Source organism: Colwellia sp. PAMC 21821 (genome assembly GCF_002077175.1).
In the GTDB taxonomy this organism is placed as follows: Bacteria; Pseudomonadota; Gammaproteobacteria; order Enterobacterales; family Alteromonadaceae; genus Cognaticolwellia.
Map to the genome: position 1 here is coordinate 607,524 of NZ_CP014943.1, position 19,155 is coordinate 626,678.

The 19,155-nt window shown below is 38.3% G+C and carries 16 protein-coding genes and 5 tRNA genes; 17 read left to right on the forward strand and 4 right to left on the reverse strand.

The window, feature by feature from the left end; genetic code table 11:
- Positions 1-174: 174 nt before the first annotated feature.
- The gene (hemA, locus tag A3Q33_RS02485) at positions 175-1,443 is read right to left on the reverse strand and encodes a glutamyl-tRNA reductase (RefSeq protein WP_081178548.1); all 1,269 of its coding nucleotides are present in this window, start codon (positions 1,441-1,443) and stop codon (positions 175-177) included.
- A gap of 303 nt (positions 1,444-1,746) precedes the next feature.
- On the opposite strand from hemA, the gene lolB reads away from it, so the two are divergent.
- From lolB to A3Q33_RS02545, 12 genes are all read left to right on the forward strand, one after another.
- Positions 1,747-2,373 (forward strand): lipoprotein insertase outer membrane protein LolB, encoded by a 627-nt coding sequence (lolB, locus tag A3Q33_RS02490; protein ID WP_081178550.1) that lies wholly within the window; start codon positions 1,747-1,749, stop codon positions 2,371-2,373.
- Between the two features lie 4 nt (positions 2,374-2,377).
- A complete protein-coding gene (gene ispE, locus A3Q33_RS02495) occupies positions 2,378-3,244 on the forward strand; it encodes a 4-(cytidine 5'-diphospho)-2-C-methyl-D-erythritol kinase (protein WP_081178552.1) in 867 nt (288 codons plus the stop codon).
- A gap of 123 nt (positions 3,245-3,367) precedes the next feature.
- Complete coding sequence (locus A3Q33_RS02500) at positions 3,368-4,315, forward strand: ribose-phosphate pyrophosphokinase (RefSeq protein ID WP_108455350.1); 948 nt, start codon at positions 3,368-3,370, stop codon at positions 4,313-4,315.
- A gap of 297 nt (positions 4,316-4,612) precedes the next feature.
- On the forward strand, positions 4,613-5,245 hold the full coding sequence (locus tag A3Q33_RS02505; RefSeq protein WP_081178554.1) for a 50S ribosomal protein L25/general stress protein Ctc: 633 nt from the start codon (positions 4,613-4,615) through the stop codon (positions 5,243-5,245).
- Positions 5,246-5,387: 142 nt separating this feature from the next.
- The gene (pth, locus tag A3Q33_RS02510; protein WP_081178556.1) at positions 5,388-5,972 is read left to right on the forward strand and encodes an aminoacyl-tRNA hydrolase; all 585 of its coding nucleotides are present in this window, start codon (positions 5,388-5,390) and stop codon (positions 5,970-5,972) included.
- A 32-nt stretch (positions 5,973-6,004) separates the two neighbouring features.
- Entirely contained in the window at positions 6,005-7,096 is a 1,092-nt protein-coding gene (gene ychF, locus A3Q33_RS02515; protein ID WP_081178558.1) for a redox-regulated ATPase YchF, read from the forward strand.
- 433 nt (positions 7,097-7,529) lie between these two features.
- On the forward strand, positions 7,530-7,883 hold the full coding sequence (locus tag A3Q33_RS02520; protein ID WP_081178560.1) for a DUF3718 domain-containing protein: 354 nt from the start codon (positions 7,530-7,532) through the stop codon (positions 7,881-7,883).
- A 204-nt stretch (positions 7,884-8,087) separates the two neighbouring features.
- Positions 8,088-8,164, forward strand: a tRNA-Met gene (locus tag A3Q33_RS02525).
- 30 nt (positions 8,165-8,194) lie between these two features.
- A tRNA-Leu gene (locus A3Q33_RS02530) sits at positions 8,195-8,279 on the forward strand.
- A gap of 51 nt (positions 8,280-8,330) precedes the next feature.
- Positions 8,331-8,405: transfer RNA gene (locus tag A3Q33_RS02535), tRNA-Gln, on the forward strand.
- 71 nt (positions 8,406-8,476) lie between these two features.
- Positions 8,477-8,551, forward strand: a tRNA-Gln gene (locus tag A3Q33_RS02540).
- Between the two features lie 79 nt (positions 8,552-8,630).
- A tRNA-Leu gene (locus A3Q33_RS02545) sits at positions 8,631-8,715 on the forward strand.
- Positions 8,716-9,231: 516 nt separating this feature from the next.
- Here the strand turns inward: A3Q33_RS02545 and A3Q33_RS02555 are convergent.
- The 3 genes from A3Q33_RS02555 to A3Q33_RS02565 all read right to left on the reverse strand — a co-directional run bounded on the left by A3Q33_RS02555 (position 9,232) and on the right by A3Q33_RS02565 (position 12,205).
- Entirely contained in the window at positions 9,232-10,248 is a 1,017-nt protein-coding gene (locus A3Q33_RS02555) for an IS110 family RNA-guided transposase (protein ID WP_081178562.1), read from the reverse strand.
- A gap of 261 nt (positions 10,249-10,509) precedes the next feature.
- On the reverse strand, positions 10,510-11,676 hold the full coding sequence (locus tag A3Q33_RS02560) for an FAD-dependent oxidoreductase (protein ID WP_081178564.1): 1,167 nt from the start codon (positions 11,674-11,676) through the stop codon (positions 10,510-10,512).
- A 31-nt stretch (positions 11,677-11,707) separates the two neighbouring features.
- A complete protein-coding gene (locus A3Q33_RS02565) occupies positions 11,708-12,205 on the reverse strand; it encodes a 2OG-Fe(II) oxygenase family protein (RefSeq protein ID WP_196798036.1) in 498 nt (165 codons plus the stop codon).
- A gap of 279 nt (positions 12,206-12,484) precedes the next feature.
- Here A3Q33_RS02565 and A3Q33_RS02570 point away from each other — a divergent pair, with 279 nt between their 5' ends.
- From A3Q33_RS02570 to ybeY, 5 genes are all read left to right on the forward strand, one after another.
- On the forward strand, positions 12,485-12,934 hold the full coding sequence (locus A3Q33_RS02570; protein ID WP_081178566.1) for a hypothetical protein: 450 nt from the start codon (positions 12,485-12,487) through the stop codon (positions 12,932-12,934).
- Between the two features lie 43 nt (positions 12,935-12,977).
- Complete coding sequence (locus A3Q33_RS02575) at positions 12,978-15,773, forward strand: ligand-binding sensor domain-containing protein (protein WP_081178567.1); 2,796 nt, start codon at positions 12,978-12,980, stop codon at positions 15,771-15,773.
- A 137-nt stretch (positions 15,774-15,910) separates the two neighbouring features.
- Positions 15,911-17,353, forward strand: coding sequence for a tRNA (N6-isopentenyl adenosine(37)-C2)-methylthiotransferase MiaB (miaB, locus tag A3Q33_RS02580; protein WP_081178568.1), 1,443 nt, complete (start codon positions 15,911-15,913; stop codon positions 17,351-17,353).
- Positions 17,354-17,490: 137 nt separating this feature from the next.
- Positions 17,491-18,570 (forward strand): PhoH family protein, encoded by a 1,080-nt coding sequence (locus A3Q33_RS02585; protein WP_081178569.1) that lies wholly within the window; start codon positions 17,491-17,493, stop codon positions 18,568-18,570.
- Complete coding sequence (gene ybeY / locus A3Q33_RS02590; RefSeq protein WP_081178570.1) at positions 18,560-19,030, forward strand: rRNA maturation RNase YbeY; 471 nt, start codon at positions 18,560-18,562, stop codon at positions 19,028-19,030. The genes A3Q33_RS02585 and ybeY overlap by 11 nt, the downstream gene beginning before the upstream one ends.
- Positions 19,031-19,155: the final 125 nt, after the last annotated feature.

Here is a 19,155-nt window from a genome sequence, read left to right on the forward strand (position 1 = left end):
ATAGTCAATAATTGATGAATTACCCGCGCATTATATTCCACTAAGCGGGTAATTTATACTAAATAGGGTTGCAATCGAGCAATATAAAGAGCTTAGCTATGAGATACAACGGGTGTGGGGTTAGCGACAGTTAATTTATTCATAGCTTATTTACGCAATTGAATAAATTAAAGGCTACTTTTTATCTTCTATGTTGAAAATGTCTCGCAAGTACACAAGCCTATCTAGTTCTCCACCTTGCGCGGCAGACTGTATTGCACTTGTCGGCGCATGCATAAATTTATTGGTTAACTTAGTAGCAAGTTCGGCAATTACCGCTTCAGGGTTTTTATCGGCGGCTAATTGTTGCATGGCTTTTTCGAGCAATTGATCACGGTTATCTAAACACTGTTTACGATATGAAATCACCGTATCTTGAGTGTTTAATCCCCGCAACCATGACATAAAACTAGAGGATTGTTCCGTAACAATACCTTCAGCCATAACCGCTTCTTTACGACGATTATCTAAGTTTTTTGTAATAATATTTTGCAAGTCATCAACGGTGTAAAGAAATACGTCCTCAAGATCTGATACTTGCTCTTCAATATCACGAGGCACAGCTAAATCAACCATAAACATTGGACGGTGCTTTCTTTTCGTTAAGGCTTTTTCTACCATGCCTTTACCAATAATGGGTAAAGTGCTGGCTGTTGAACTGATCACTATATCGGCACTGGCCATCATTTCTGGAATTTGCGCCAGTGTAATAACATCGGCACCAAATTGTTTCGCCATGTTTTCAGCGCGACTTAACGTTCGGTTAGCTACCGTAATATGACCAACATTATTTTCGTATAAATGCTTAGCCACTAACTCAATGGTTTCTCCAGCCCCGACAAGCAAAACGCGGGTTTTGTCTAAACTAGCAAATATATGTTTTGCTAAATTAACGGCGGCAAAAGCAACAGACACAGCACTTGCGCCAATTTCGGTGTCAGTTCTAACTTGTTTAGCCACACCAAAAGTACGTTGAAAAAGGCGGTCCATAACTAACGCCATCGAGCCTGCAGCTTTGGCTTGTTTGTAGGCTTGTTTCATTTGCCCCAATATTTGCGGCTCACCAAGTACTAAAGAATCTAAACCACAAGCAACACGCATCATGTGGTTCACAGCCTGTTGGTCTTGATGCCAATATAAACTTGGGGTTATGGTAGACGCTGGTACATTATGATGCTGTTCTAACCAACGCACTAAACGTTCTTGCGTCAGGGTTACATCACCATCTTGCACTATGTACAACTCGGTTCGATTACAGGTAGATAAAATCGCGGCTTCTTTGCAGTCTACTGAAAGGATCAGTTCCTGCAAAGCCGAGCTCAAGTTATCAGGGTTAAATGATATTTTTTCCCTAACAGCAACCGGAGCGGTTTTATGATTGATACCTACTGCAACTATCGACATATGAATATATTGAGTCCAAAAAATTTAATGGCCGGCAAAGTCTGCGGCGAATGATTAATCATCTTACGGCTTATATTATACGCATTTGGTGGTTATATTGCGGCTTAATTAACAGCTTAAATGACTAATTGATCTTATTATCTGCTAGATATTGAAAAAAACCTATGATCTGCGACGAAAAATCGCGATAATTTTACGTAAAATATCTTTCAATTGAAAGCATGTAAGCTATATGTTTTTATTATTTGTTATAGCTTCACTTGATTGGGCTAGCTTTTTCATTTCAACCACTACAGGAATGCTATGTATAGTAAACAGTATAGTAAACGACTCATTACACTATTTTTTGTTGGTATATTAAGTGCTTGTAGTAGCATCAACGACATTCCAGTCGATAAAAATCAAGTAAACCAAGATATCAATAGCCGTAATAAACAAGTATCAAAACTCAATAGCTGGACCATAGCCGGAAAGATAGCCTTCATAAATAGTCAAAAACGCCAAAGTGCTACGCTGCATTGGCAGAAAAATGCTGCAGATAAAACCGAGTCGTTAAATTTATCGACGTTATTTGGCATTAAAGTATTAGAGCTTAATCAACTGCAAGATAATTTCACATTGGAAGTTGGCGGCAATCATTATAATACGCAGGACTTAGACCGTTTAATCTATGAACTTACAGGCTTAAACCTACCCACTCGAGCCATGAATCATTGGCTAAAAGGCTTAGCATTTTTACCAGAAGACAAGGTGGTTTATCATGCAAAAACATTGCTTCCAGAGTCTTTAACGAGTCGTTATAACAATGAAAACTGGCTGATAAAATACACTAAATATCATCACATTGGACCATATCAATTGGCTAAACAGCTAACGATTACGCAAGGCGATTTAAGTATAAAAATTGTCATACATTCATGGGTAGTTTAACGAGATGACCTTGAATAACAAAACCTTCATTACATTTCCTTCACCGGCGAAACTTAACTTGTTTTTGCATATTGTCGGCCGAATGGACAGCGGTTATCACCAACTAGAAACCGTTTTCCAGTTTCTTGATTATCACGATACTCTTGCATTTAATGTCACGGTTGATAAAAAAATAACGCTACTGACACCAATCCCTGGCGTTGACAATGACGATAATTTAATCGTAAAAGCCGCTAAGTTATTACAAAGCTATACCAACTGTACTCAAGGTGTAGACATTAAACTAGACAAGCGATTACCTATGGGGGGTGGCTTAGGTGGAGGTTCATCAAATGCAGCGACCGTGCTGCTAGCGCTTAATGCGCTCTGGCGAACTAAGCTCGATACTGCCCAACTGGCTGACCTAGGTTTAAAATTGGGTGCTGACGTGCCAATATTTATTCATGGCTTTGCCGCATTTGCCCAAGGAATTGGCGAGCAGCTAACCCCGGCTTCGCCAAAAACTTATTGGTACTTAGTTTCTAAACCTAATTGCAGTATTTCTACACAAAGTGTTTTTACGGCAGCAGATTTAACGCGAGATACGCCATCTATACGCTACAGCGATGAAAATATCGATAATTATCACAATGATTGTCAATCTTGGGTAATAAAACACTACCCCGAGGTTGCCAAACTACTGGCTTGGTTGATAGAATACGCGCCGTCCCAGATGACAGGAACTGGTGCGTGTATCTTTTCACGTTTTAGCTCTAAACATGACGCGTGCTACGTGCAATCTTTACTACCTACAGGTATAGAATCATTCGTAGCCGAAGGACTAAATCAATCGCCCTTACATGCTGCAATTGCGGCAGTAAACGACAATTAAGTTCGGATAAAATTAATATAAATGCCATTAAAACTGGCAAAAATAAAATAATTTGCTGATATTTAACTTACCGTTTTATTCAGTATCGTAATTTAAATGTCAAAAGTTTCTGAGGAACTGACAGTGCCTGACATGAAGATCTTTGCGGGTAACGCCACCCCTGAACTGGCCAAACAAATCGCTAATCGTCTATATATCACCTTAGGCGAAGCCAAGATTGGTAGTTTTAGTGATGGTGAAATTAGTGTTGAAATTACTGAAAACGTGCGTGGTGCGGATGTTTTTATAATTCAATCAACTTGTGCCCCTACCAACGATAACTTAATGGAACTAATCGTGATGATTGATGCGCTTCGTCGTGCATCAGCTGGACGTATTACTGCCGTTATGCCTTATTTTGGCTATGCTCGTCAAGACCGTCGCGTTCGTAGTGCTCGTGTACCAATCACGGCAAAAGTTGTGGCTGACTTCTTATCAAGTGTAGGCGTTGACCGTGTATTAACGGTTGATTTACACGCAGAACAAATCCAAGGCTTTTTTGATGTACCAGTGGATAACGTTTTTGGTACACCAATTTTATTAGAAGACATGCTGGCTCGTAACATTGAAAACCCAGTAGTAGTTTCTCCTGATATTGGTGGTGTTGTTCGTGCTCGTGCGGTGGCTAAATTATTAGATGATGCAGATCTTGCCATTATTGATAAACGTCGCCCTAAAGCTAACGTTGCACAAGTTATGCATATCATTGGTGATGTTAAGGGCCGTGATTGCTTCATCGTAGATGACATGATCGACACTGGCGGAACACTTGCAAAAGCAGCAGAAGCATTAAAAGAACACGGTGCTAAACGCGTATTTGCTTATGCAACTCACCCAGTACTTTCTGGTAATGCGGCTGAAAATTTAAGAAATTCAGTTATTGATGAAGTTGTTGTAACTGATTCAATTCCATTATCAGATGAAATTAAAGCGCTAGGTAATGTTCGTCAACTGACCTTAAGTGGTATGTTGTCTGAAGCCATTCGTCGTGTATGTAACGAAGAGTCTATCTCTGCAATGTTTGATGCGTAAGCGTTAAGCGAAAAATGTATTGATAAAAAAAGCACCTTTGGGTGCTTTTTTTTATACTTGTTAATTCCTATTCCAGTAATCAGTAGTTTAATTTACATCCAACACTTGAAGTAAAATTTAAAGATAAGTAATGGATCTCGCCCCGCTTGGGTGTTATCATGCTGCGCCTTTTTTAGCGAATTATGCTGAGTAAGTTACTTAGTTGACTGCTTAGTAAATATAAAGTTGAAAAAGGAACAGGTTGCTTTTGGTCGCAAAAAGTAACAACTTTTAATTTTTTATATAATGGATATTACCATGACAGATTTATTTACATTGGATGCTGAAGTACGTACAGATTTAGGGAAAGGTGCGAGCCGCCGCCTACGTCACGCGAACAAAGTTCCAGCAATTATATACGGTGAAGGCAAAGAGCCTGTTTCTTTAACGTTAGAGCACAAAAATGTTTTCCGTGCACAACAAGAAGAAGCATTTTACTCTCACGTTTTAACGATCAACGTTGACGGCAAGCCAGTTGAGTGTCTTTTAAAAGACATGCAACGTCACCCGTTCAAGCAAGTTGTAATGCATTTAGATTTTTTACGTATTAACGCTAAAAATGCTGTACAAGTTAATGCTCCAATTCATTTCCTTAATGAAGAAGAAGCAGAGAAACTTGGTGGCACTATGGCTCACCATATGAATGAAATTGCAATTACATGTTTACCTGCTGACATTCCTGAGTACATCGAAATTGATGTTGCTCACTTAGAACTTGGTCAAACGCTACATTTATCAGATATCACTTTACCTAAAGGCGTTACTTCTGACGAACTAGCTAAAGGCGAAGATCATGACCAAGCAGTTGTTACATTAAACGCTGCTAAAGTTGTAGTTGAAGATGAAGACGAAGACGCACCTGAAGCACCTGCAGAAGCTCCAGCTGAGTAATCGTTAACATTATTCACAATGAATAAGCTTAAAGGGAAATGTTTTACGACATGCCCTTTAAGCTTTTTAGTTTTAAATGTACTTGTTTTAAATGTATTTGAGCTTATAAACATAAGTTTCAACAACAAGAGAAAACTATTAGATGGCGATTCAGTTAGTAGTCGGCTTAGGAAATCCAGGTTCCGAATACAGTAAAACCCGTCATAATGCTGGTGATTGGTTCGTTCAAGAACTTGCTTCACGTTATAACATTTCACTAAAGCCAGAAAAAAAATATTCAGGTCTATATGGTAAAGGATTGATTGCTGGGCAATTAGTTCATCTTCTAATACCTACCACTTTTATGAATCGTAGTGGACAGGCCGTGGCACCATTAGCCAACTTTTTTCGTATTCCCGTTGAAGATATACTCGTTGCTCACGATGAGTTAGATATGTTACCCGGCGTTTGTAAAATCAAACAAGGTGGCGGTCACGGTGGCCACAATGGCTTGCGCGATATTATTTCGAGCATGGCTAATAACAGAGAATTTTATCGGTTACGCATTGGCATTGATCATCCAGGTCATCGCGATCGCGTTACTGGGCATGTGCTTGGAAAAGCGCCTGCAAACGAACAAAACTTAATTGACCAAGCGATAGACGAAGCTGCACGCTGTTTTGAAATTTGGCAAACAGACGATATTAAAAAAGCTCAAAATCGTCTACATTCTTTTAAAGCGCAATAATGACTATTGCGACAACATTATAGGTAAACATCATGGGATTTAAATGTGGTATTGTTGGCTTGCCCAACGTAGGTAAATCAACACTTTTCAATGCGTTAACTAAAGCGGGCATTGAAGCTGCGAACTTTCCCTTTTGTACAATTGAGCCGAATACAGGCGTTGTTCCTGTACCCGACCCACGCTTAGATGCCTTAGCAAGTATAGTAAAGCCAGAACGAGTTCTTGCAACGACTATGGAATTTGTTGATATTGCCGGTTTAGTGGCTGGTGCTTCAAAAGGTGAAGGTTTAGGTAATAAGTTTTTAGCTAATATTCGTGAAACTGATGCTATTGGCCACGTAGTGCGTTGTTTTGAAAACGACAATATTATTCATGTTGCTAATAAAGTTAGTCCTATTGATGATATAGAAGTCATCAATACTGAATTAGCTTTATCAGACATGGATACAGCAGAGCGTGCTATTTTTCGTCTAGCCAAGAAAGCTAAAGGCGGAGATCAAGAAGCTAAGTTTGAAATGCCCGTGCTACAAAAAATATTAAAACATGTCGAAGAAGGTGAAATGGTGCGTTCTTTAGAGCTGACTAAAGAAGAAAAAGCTGCCGTTGCCTACTTAAACTTTTTAACCATTAAGCCAACCATGTACATTGCCAATGTTAATGATGATGGTTTTGAAAATAACCCTTACCTTGACCAAGTTCAAGAGATCGCGGACAAAGAAGGTGCAATCGTTGTTGCTGTTTGTGCTGAAATCGAAAGTGAATTATCTGAAATGGACGATGAAGACCGTGTTGAATTTATGGCTGAGATGGGATTAGAAGAACCTGGTCTAAACCGTGTTATCAATGCGGGTTACTCATTACTGCACTTACAAACCTATTTTACCGCAGGTGTAAAAGAAGTTAGAGCTTGGACTGTAAAACAAAATGCTACCGCGCCACAAGCAGCCGGTGTTATCCATACTGACTTTGAAAAAGGCTTTATCCGTGCAGAGGTTGTAGCCTATGATGACTTTATCGAGTTCAACGGTGAGTCTGGTGCAAAAGAAGCGGGTAAATGGCGTTTAGAAGGCAAAGAGTATCGTGTTAAAGATGGTGACGTAGTTCATTTTAGATTTAATGTTTAACACTTGATAAGTAGGCAAGTTGCTATATTCGCAACTTGCCTTAAAAAAGAGAAAACCCTCTATTCCTGCTTTTCTCTTTCCTTTATCTCCCCGTAAAAATATTAAAATGGTTCATCAGGAGATAAAAAATACGTGATAAAAAATAAAATCAGCGGTTTTGCTGCTTCTCAGTTTTAAAGTCGCTATCCTTCCTTTCTCATTCATTTTGATAACAACTAATAACGCCACTCAGTATTTAGCATTAAACCTGTTTAAACCTCAGTCTAATGACTTATTTAGATGTTAGGTATTAGCTAAAAGTCATTGCGATGACCTTTACTATATTTAAATAAGCACATGATTTAACGCTTTCAATCATTTACCCAAAAAACTGGCAAAGTTTAACTTTACAGATAAACTTTCTAAGCAACAGAATAATTATTATAGGAATTATATGAAAACTATCTTTATAGCATCTTTAGTACTCGCCATAGCATTTTCTTACACACCACAAAGTTTAGCCTTTGATGACAGCATGTCATTGCGTATCTGTGAATATGTCTCGATAAACGACAAAAAACGTTTACGTAAATATTTAAAATTAAATAATCTTAAAATAAGATCGATTTTTGATAACGTTCAATGTAATGGTGAAAATTTACTCGAGTTTGCTGCTACCTCAAATGCGTTAGATGTTGGTGAATACTTAATAGGTAAGTTACCCGTCAAAACAGTGAGTGATAATTTGGCCGTGGTAAAGAAAAATTCAGCACACCTCGCAAAAGTAGCAAACGAGCGTATAAAATAAAGTTCGCTAATTTAAATAAACAAACTTGTCAGTGATATTTACAAATATGTTTGTCTTTGACTGTTAGTTTTGCACATATATCCGACAAATTGCACATTGAATAGCCAAACAAGCAAAAAGTCTTATTTAATTGATAAAAAACGGTTGACGTATCGCAATCAGATTTGCATAATACGCGCCACTTGCTGAGAGGCAAGATGGAACGGCTACATAGCTCAGCTGGTTAGAGCACATCACTCATAATGATGGGGTCCCAGGTTCAAATCCCGGTGTAGCCACCATTTTTACTCTTAGTAGTAAATAGAAGAAATGCGGGTTTGGCGGAATTGGTAGACGCGCTGGATTTAGGTTCCAGTATCGAAAGATGTGAGAGTTCAAGTCTCTTGACCCGTACCATTCTACTAACATTCATCATCATGATATTTGTTAGAAAGTAAGTAACATTGTTGGGGTATAGCCAAGCGGTAAGGCAGCGGGTTTTGATCCCGTCATTCTGAGGTTCAAATCCTCATACCCCAGCCACTTTCTTTTACTCTCTGTATTATTCGAAAGTCCATCAATGTTACAAACTTAATTAAATAGAAGTATTCTGTTGGGGTATAGCCAAGCGGTAAGGCAGCGGGTTTTGATCCCGTCATTCTGAGGTTCAAATCCTCATACCCCAGCCACTTTCTTTTATTTATGTTCTATAGTTAATGTAGTAAATTTTTAAATAATCTTAGTTCATCAAGATTACTACCTGAAAATGCGGGAGTGGCGGAATTGGTAGACGCGCTGGATTTAGGTTCCAGTATCGCAAGATGTGAGAGTTCAAGTCTCTCCTTCCGCACCATTTTTTAATCTATTTCTCTTCTTTGTTATCTGCTTCACAAAACCCAAGCTATTTGTTCTTATATTTAATCTCATTTTCACAACCTGATATTTTCAACCTTTATTATCATTGAATCTAGTTGTTATACCAAATGTAATAAGTTATTGACCAATTTTAAGCGAGGATAAATTGTTCAAGAATACATGTTTATTGTTCCAGACTAAACATAAGTACCTGCATATATGGACCCACTCCGTTTGCAAGACATTTAATCGTTATGTAAGAGAAAATCATTGCTCTCATATATCCGGCCTGTTTATGAAGGATTTTTACCTTCTGGCCCCGATGGTTGTTTGCGCTCACACTCCTCATCATCCCTCCGGCTTTTTTATTAGCCAATGCAGGTACCAGGTTTTGTGCAAGCCAGTCTGACTATCTTACCATCCGATTAATTTATCTTTTGCAACTGAAGTAAAAGGGTTTTACTGTTATCTCATCACTGAAACCAATCTAACTTGCTTCAGTTTTGAGCTTTATTTATATAGCCGGGCGATAACTTTCCCCCTTCGCCATTATTACCCAAGCCATTCTTGCTATTTTATTCGCCACAGCAACGCATGCTTTGTTGTGTCCTCGTCGGGATTTTAACGCTTGTGCCCACAAACTAAATCGGTCAGTTTTGTTTTCACTGTGCCTTAATACTGCCCGGGCCCCGTGGATGTATAGTGTTCTTAAATAACTATTACCGCGTTTACTTATACCGAGTAAGGTGGCCTTTCCACCCGTTGAATGCTGCCCAGGAACAAGCCCAAGCCATGCCGAAAAATGTCGACCATTTACAAAGTCTTTTCCATCTCCTGCCGCTGCATAAGTAGCGCTAGCTGTGATTGCCCCAATACCTAATATTTCATCTAAGCGAACACATATTTCATTTTCTTTATTCATCGTGTTTAAGCGAACTTCACACGCTTTAAACTTCACTTCTGTGACTTGAAATTCAAGCCATAACTCATTAAATATCTCCCGACTTAAATACGTTAACTCATTTGTCGCATCCTCTAAAATATCCGGCAGTTCATTGTGAATTGCAGAAATACCTTTATTGATGACAATGCCATATTCTCCTAACAAGCCTCGTATCTGACTTGCTAATGCTTTACGTTCTTTCTTTATGCGTTCACGTTGTCGATGGAAGTTTTGAATATCTTGTTGTTCTATCGATTTAATTGGCACAAACCTCATGGTCGGGCGTTGCGCTGCCTCTGCAATACCTTCGGCATCGTTATAATCATTTTTATTGCCTTTAACGAAGGGTTTTACATATTGAGGCGCAATAAGTTTTACTTGGTGCCCCAATTCAATAAATTTTCTCGCCCAGTAGTTCGCACTGCCACAAGCTTCCATTACAATTAGGCAAGGCTCTAATGTTGCCATGAAACTCAACACTTGTTTTCTTCTTAATTGTTTCTTTTTTACAAATCGCCCATTTTTATTCACAGCGAACATGTGAAAAATTGATTTTGCAATGTCTAAACCGATTGTAGTAATCTTCATGTTGATCCACTCCGCTTTTATAAATGATTGTTATCACTTTCATTTTGGCCCTAAAGAGGCCGGAAATAAAGTTGGAGTGGGTCCATACCATTATCCCTGCAGGCAGGCGTTTGATTGATTAGGGCATGGATACCCGTAAGTAGAACAATGCAGGAGCAATTGTCGAGTAATAGCGGGCGTGTGTGATTGAAAACAACGCAGTTATTGACGATTTAAACCACCTTAAAATGATCGATTATTTATTTCAATTGGTATTAATATTTATATGCCACAAGCATAAGCTAATGCTTTGTTTTTCAGGCTTGGTACAGTATTTACCATCATTAGTCCCGCATTTCGTGCTAGCTTAACCAATGGCGACACGTGTCCAAATGACAAATACAACGCATCCATTGTGGTCATCATTAACAAGTTATCTGTTCTTCTTTTTTGTTGATAACTGGCTAAAACCTTGGGTTCATGCCATGACTCTCCGTTGCCAATTGCTTTGGCGATAACATGCTGCAGCGCTTTAACATCTTTAAAGCCTAAATTGACCCCTTGCCCTGCCATTGGGTTAATGGTGTGCGCCGCGTCGCCAATTAACAGGATACGGCCTTTATGATATTGATTTGCATGGCGTCGTGTTAAAGGGAACGCCGCTTTATTGATGACTTCTACTTTTCCTAGGCGTGCAGGAAAGTTTTGCGAAATCTCTTGTGCAAGATTGTCATTAGATAACGCCGACAAGCGCTTAATTTCATCTTTATCATGATACCAAACCAATGAAGCAAAGTTGCCTGGCATGGGCAACATGGCAAGAGGTCCTGTGGGATAAAATTGTTGCCAAGTAATATCTTGTTGGGGTTTTTCTGTTTGAACATTGATCAGCATCGCTGATTGGGCGTAATCCCAACCCGTAGTACCAATATTCGCAAGCTTGCGTACGAAAGAATTGCCACCATCAGCACCAATAACAACTTTAGCACTGATAGTTTCAGACGATAACGTCAATTTAACGTCTGCTGAGCATTGTTCAATGTTGATTAAGGTTTCGGGGCACAATAACGTAATATTGCTGTGTTGTTGCAATTTCTGCCACAAGGCAAGTTGTATTAACCTATTTTCGATAATATGCCCTAAATGCGTTTGGTGAATATCTTCGGCATTAAATTCAGTATAGCTTTGCTCGAATTCCCATACCCCAAGTCGCTTATATGGACACATTCGCCATTGTTGCAATTGTTGCCAAGCATCTAATTGTTTTAAAAGCTGTTCCGAGGCGAGCGATATTGCCGAAACTCTTAGGTCAAAATCTTGTTCAGGAGAAAATATAGCAGGCGCACTTTTTTCAATAATGGCAACCTTTAACCCTAATTCAGCAAGTGATAACGCACTCGCTGACCCCACCATTCCACCACCTACAACTACACAATCAAATTGATTCATAATGCTTTTTTACAACTTTATCGACGTTAGGTTATTCTACCCAACCTGATATGGTAATTCGATGTTTATGTGCAGGATTATTTAGTAATTTAACGCTATGTGGCATTGGGTGCGATAATTTCAGAAGAGTCAGGCTGTTGAATTTAGGGGCTATAGTGCGTTTAAAGAATTTAATTCTTTGAGGGTAAAGCTCTAATTGGCCACCATATTTTTGTTGCCAACCGGTTGATAGTTGATAAATAAAGGCATATTTCCCTGCACTGCCGTCAGTATGATAACTGATAAATTGGCCTTTTTTATAAGCGGCAAAAAACGAATCTTGTAATTCACCTTTAATCAAAGAATGATGCTTCAATAAAGTCAGCACTTTCTGTCCAACATATTGATGTAAAGATGCTTGACCATGCTGCTTTGCATGTTTATTACTTGAACGATAAAAGGAAAATGAAAATTTTCGACGTTTAAAAGCTTTAGTTGCTTGTCTATGTCTTTGTTTATCAATTATGCTGGTTGAGATTTTATCTTTCACATGCATAAGTGGCCGGTATGGCGTAGTGAGTAAATTCCACTTTTTAAAATGATTAACGGTTATTATTTTTTTTCTTAACTGTTCAGCCTGCTGTTGGGTAAAAAGTTATCTATTTGGGTGTAACCTTTTTTTTCTAAAACCTCAATCCACTGCATATAAACTAGCCTAAAAAAATATAATGATGGATGATAACATTAATACAAATTAGTATTTCCTCACTATTAATATAGAGTAATTAAAAAAAGCAAACCAAAATAAAACTAACTAAAGGGATAAAATATGTCAGTATTGAGAAAAGAAAGCAGAGTCACTAAAGACATTAACCTCGTTTATGACTTTTGTGAAAAACCCAACTTAAGTCAATTAAAAGCCCAAGAAGATCGTGCAGTTATCGCTAAACTAAAAGCTGATTTAGTGTTACCGAACAATAAAATTTTAACGGTAGATATAGATTTTGATACCACAAGTGGCTACCATAATAATGCCATAATGGTGATGGACGATTTTGGTGTCGAAATGGTCGCCACTGCATTTGAAGTGAAATACGGGAAAGAGCATGCAGATAAAGTGCGTGAGGCATGGGCAAATAAACAAAGTGAAAGCTCACCTAGAAAGCCAAGCTACCTTTTGGTGCAAAAGCCAAACCTTGTTGATGAAGTGCCAAATACTTATGCTGTATGTGGCGAAGAACGCCATCCCCCTAAAGAAGCGCCTACTAGCATCACTTAATGCGAGTTACATCCATACTTGGACAAAAAAAAATAAGCGGTGCATGTTGGCACCTCTTATTATTATCATTGCGAGCATACACTCCTCTAGCACACTAGCAAAAAACTTAAGTAACCAATTTATTAATAGCGACGCTATTGTTCAGGACAATAATGGTTTTATTTGGCTAGCGACCACCAATGGTCTAATCCGCTACGATAGTGAAAACAGCATTATCATCAACAGTAACAATAAAAATTGGCCTCTGCCGTTTAATTGGATCAACGACATCCACTTGGTTGATAACGACAAGTTACTTTTAGCAACCGAGACTCATAAGCTATGGCTATTCGACACTACTAACGGTAGTGCAACGCCATTGGCAACTGACTTAGAACATCATAATAGTGTCTATCAAGTTATCGAACACCAGGGTAAGTATTATCTTAATGTACCTAATAAGCTAAGTAATAAGCTGTATAGCGTTGATCCTTTATTACAGAAAAGCCAATTGTTAGCCGATAAAATTTTTATAAAATCGCTTCAACACACTCAAAAAAATGTTTATATATCGACACCTGATGCTGTATTTAAGTTGCAAGATGATAATTTAAAGGAAGTCGAAACAGGAAAAATTTCAACAATTTCGGCTGCAGGTTCAACTTTACTCATTGCAAAAGGCGATCAATTAATCGCTGTATCCGATAACAATAAAAGAATAATAAGATCCTTAAAATCACCCATTAGCGCGATAACATCGTCACATGATATGCGCAGTATATTTACCCTCGATAAAGCCGGTAATATTCACCAGTATAAGTTAACTGACTTAACCGAAATATTACATAGCTACCCTAAAATAGCATCGGCTTCCGTTGACAAAATATTTCATGATAACACTGGTGTGCTATGGGTTTTATCAAATCTTGGGATAAAGAAAATCACGCAATCTATCGCTAAGAATTACCCTAAAGTATTTGACGTTAAATTTAATGCTATTGCGTTAACTGTCCACCAAGATCAGCTGGTGCTTGGCAGTTATGGCGGAGGGTTAGGCGTATTATCAGACCATAGCAATTTTTTACCAAAAAACATCAATGATAAATTGACCTCTAATGGCAAGGTGATCACAGATTTATATTCGACCGGTAGTATCATCTACATCGCAACATTTGACGGTCTATGGCAGTTTGATCCCATTGCCCAAACGGTTAAACGAGTAAATTTCCCTAATAACAATATGCTACTGCTATCGATGAGGTATAAAGACGGTGCGCTATATTTAGCCACAAATAATGATGGTTTAATAAAATATAATATTGCTAACAGCCGTGTCGAATATCATATTAAAAGTGAAACTCTAAGCTCTGGAGAGGTTATTGATGCTTTGCCACTAGCCGACAACAAACTTTGGCTGGCAACCTCCACAGGTATTAACATTGTAGATACACAAAAAAAATTAGTCACTCAAATCGACAGTTTTGGTGAAAACAAAGTTATCTCATTACTTGAATATAAAGAGAAAGTTTTTGTCTCTACCAAAGGAGACGGTTTTTTTATTTTTAACTTGCAGGGAGAATTACTTTCACACATTGCTAAAAACACCAACTTTAGTTACATGAGCTTTATAAATGGCGAAATATGGATTTCTGGACGGCCTGGTTTATATCGCCTAAATCCTGATACTTATCAACTAAAAATGGTAGCTAATACCGAACAATACTCCTTTACAAAAAAACCCGTTTTACTTAACAACAAGGTCTATGTTGGCCATTATGGTGGTGTTATTGAAGTACCGCTGAAGGCTAAAGATACCGTACATGCAAAAATATTTATCAGTAAAACCATTACTTCTGGTAAAGCCGAATTATTAAGCACGGCTATTAATATAGATTCTCCGAATGATCTAGTTACCTTGCAACTCGCCAGTTTAGATTTTCGGCCAGGACAGGAAAAAAAATACAAATATCAAATTAATGGCAGCCATTGGAATGATATTAACGGTTCACAACTAACATTGACTGAACTGTCATCTGGCGAATATCACATTGAAATAATGGGTACTAATAGCTTAGGGCAATGGAGTGATTTTAAAGCCTATGCTGATATTAATGTTGCCTATCCTTGGTATTGGCACCCAAATAGCCAAATATTTTACGCGACCATCATGACTAGCTTAATTATTATTACTTTTTGGCTATTATATTTACGTTCGCGATCGATTAGTCGTATTCATAAAACCTTAAATGATGAACTCAACAGTCATAGCCAATCTACATCGATTATTCGTCGAAAACTACTTAAAATACAAAGCCTAATTGAGCCTAGCATTGAAAGCCAGACAGCAGATAAATCATCAAATACTGAAGCAACAAGTCCATATGTTCAATCATTGATAAGAGAGTGTTTAGATGAATTATCAACGCAGAATAGTCATGCAGCACCTAGTAGCCTATCGGGTAGCTCTTTAACCGTTGCTCTGCCCTACTTGGTTGATTACTTTCATCATCAATATCATGTGTTACTAACATTACACCTCAATATTGAAGACAGCGAAGCAAATTATGCTATTCAAAGTGCTATTTACCGTATTATTTACGAAGCGATATTAGCTGCAATTACTAATGGTAATGGTGGAATTTTTGAGGTTCACGTTAACAGAACTAGCGAAAAAATTTGGTTAAAAATCACTAATAACGAACAAAGCTTTGCACAATTTAACAGTAAAATTAATTTTGATATGGCGATGTATTATATTCGCCAAGTTGCCAATAAGTTTAACGCGACATTCCATACGTATGATAATCAAGAGCACGGTAGTGAAATAATTCTGTCAATTCCTTTGAGGAAAATTTCATAATGCGAAAAAGCACAGTACATTTTAACGCTAGTATATTTCTAAGCTAGCATCATAGGCCAAGAAAGAGTAAAATGTGCCTCCTTAAATTCTCTAGCAAAAACTAGAATCAATTTCATAGAAAAGATTAGGCGCGAATAATGAGTAAAAAGCTATACATCAAAACTTGGGGCTGTCAAATGAACGAGTATGACTCGCAGAAAATGGCAGAACTTTTAGACTCTACCCATGGCTTTGTTTTAGCCGAAGAAGCTGAAGATGCTGATGTTATTTTACTTAACACCTGCTCTATTCGCGAAAAAGCACAAGAAAAAGTATTTCATCAGTTAGGTCGTTGGAAAAATCTTAAAATAAAAAATCCTGATCTTGTGATTGGTGTTGGTGGTTGTGTTGCTTCACAAGAAGGCGATGCTATTCGTCAACGTGCTCCTTATGTCGATATGGTTTTTGGTCCTCAAACCTTGCACCGTTTACCTGAAATGATCCAACAAGTTACCGGAACTAAAGGTCATGTTGTTGATGTTAGTTTTCCTGAAATTGAGAAATTTGACCGTTTACCTGAGCCCAAAGCCGATGGTGCAACAGCCTTTGTCTCAATTATGGAAGGTTGTAGTAAATACTGTACCTTCTGTGTTGTACCTTATACCCGTGGTGAAGAAGTTAGTCGTCCGCTAGATGATGTTTTATATGAAATAGCGCAACTTTCTGAGCAAGGTGTCCGCGAAGTAAATTTACTCGGCCAAAACGTTAATGGTTACCGTGGTGATTCGCATGACGGTAGTATTTGTCGTTTTTCTGAACTCTTACGCCTAGTTGCCACGATTGACGGTATTGACCGTATTCGTTACACCACATCGCACCCAATTGAATTTACTGATGACATCATTGATGTTTATGCCGATGTGCCAGAGCTGGTCAGTCATTTACATTTACCGGTACAAAGTGGCTCAGACCGAATTCTAACGCAAATGAAACGTGGACATACGGCATTAGAATACAAGTCTCAAATTCGTAAATTGAAAAAAGTTCGACCAGACATTTGTATGTCATCTGATTTTATTATTGGCTTTCCAGGTGAAACCGATGCCGATTTTGAAGCGACAATGAACCTAATTAAAGCCGTAGATTTTGATTTAAGTTTCAGCTTTATCTACAGTGCTCGCCCAGGAACACCTGCGGCCGATATGGTTGATGACATTAGTGATGACATTAAGAAGCAACGCTTACAGATATTGCAAGACCGTATCAGTCAACAAGCGCTTCACATTGCTCGTCAGATGCTAAATACTGAACAACGTATCCTAGTTGAAGGTCCTTCAAAGAAGAATCCAATGGAGTTACGTGGTCGCACTGAAAACAATCGTATAGTGAACTTTGTTGCTCCTCATACGGTAATTGGCCAATTTGTTGATGTTAAAATTACTGATGTTTATGCCAACTCACTACGTGGTGAGTTAGTTCGCCAAGAAAGTGAAATGGGCTTACGTATAGCGCATTCACCGGCTGATATTTTAGCGAACAGTCATCACCAAGCAGAAAAAAATTCGGTTGATGAACTCGGCGTGGCTACTTTTACACCTTAGATTATAACGATGAAAGTTTAGTCTAAAAGCTTTGTTTCTAAGCTTTTTTTTCAAGTAAAGTCCATTAACCCGTATTAATGGCAAATACCGTGTATTTGCCATTTTAGCTTAATTTTTCAAGTATTCAGGAATATCAATTGAGTAAAAATACCAGTATTAACTTTGAATTATCTCCGACCGACAATAATCGCCTGGCAAATTTATGTGGCCCAATGGATGACAATCTTAAGACAATAGAACGTCGTATGGGTGTTGAAGTAAGCTACAGAAGCCATGAGTTTAAAGTTACGGGGAAAAGTTTAAATACTGCAGCCGTTAAAAAGCTTTTAATCGACCTGTACCTTGAAACAGAAATAGTTAAAGGTAAATCAGTCACTATTACCGCTAAGATGCTTCATTTAGCCATTGTGGACGCTGGAGCCTTAGAAGCTGAACCTAGTAAAGTTGATGCTAAATACGACGACATGGTGACCATTAAAACCAAACGCGGCATTATTAAGCCACGTAACGAAAATCAGCAAAGTTATGTGCAAAACGTTATTACTAATGACATTAGCTTTGGTGTGGGTGTTGCGGGTACCGGTAAAACTTATCTCGCAGTAGCTTGTGCTGTCGATGCTTTAGAGCGTCAAGAAATTAGACGAATTTTACTGACTCGCCCTGCGGTAGAAGCTGGTGAAAAACTGGGCTTTTTACCAGGTGACTTATCACAAAAAGTCGACCCTTACTTACGTCCACTTTACGATGCACTCTTTGAAATGCTTGGTTTTGAAAAAGTTGAAAAACTTATCGAGCGAAATGTCATCGAAGTTGCGCCATTAGCTTATATGCGTGGTAGAACGTTAAACGATGCCTTTATTATTTTAGATGAAAGCCAAAATACCACAGTAGAACAAATGAAAATGTTCTTAACACGAATTGGTTTTAATTCACGCGCGGTGATCACAGGTGACATAACTCAAGTCGATTTACCACGCGGACAAAAATCAGGTTTGCGTCATGCCATTGAAGTATTGGTAGATATTCCAGGCGTTAGCTTTAACTTTTTTCAATCAAAAGATGTCGTGCGTCACCCTGTTGTTGCGCATATAGTCGAAGCTTATGAAGCGTTTGAACAAAAAGAAAACCGTTTGAAAGCAGAGAAGCAGCAAGTGCGTGAGCAACAACAAAAAGTAGAAGCGTTAGCACGTGCAAGCGAAAGCAAACATGGCGAATAACACGGCTAATATTGTTGTCGATTTACAATTGGCTTGTGGTGATCAATCTGTCCCTGAAATAAATGATTTTCAAGGCTGGGTCGAGGCCGCACTTAAACCCTATAATAAATCCTTTGAGCTAACCATCCGGTTGGTGGACAGTGATGAAAGCCGTCAGCTTAACCATCAGTATCGTGGTAAAGACAAAGCAACGAATGTTTTATCATTCCCTTTTGAAGTACCTGAAGGTATTGAGCTTGATTTATTGGGTGACCTTGTCATTTGTGTTGATGTTGTCGAGCAAGAAGCGATTACTCAACAAAAAAGCTCAAACGCGCACTGGGCACACATGACGGTACATGGTTGCCTACATTTACTCGGTTTTGATCATACTGAAGATGATGAAGCAGATGAAATGGAAGCACTCGAAACTAAAATCATTACCGGCTTGGGTTTTGCGGCTCCGTATGAAATAAATTAGCAGAAAATAACAAGCCATTATTTGAACTACTCAAGTAAAATAATGGCTGAAGAAAGTAAACTTCAATTTATTACTTGAATTTATCAACAATCGGTTACAAACTGACCGAACTGTTTACATTGTAA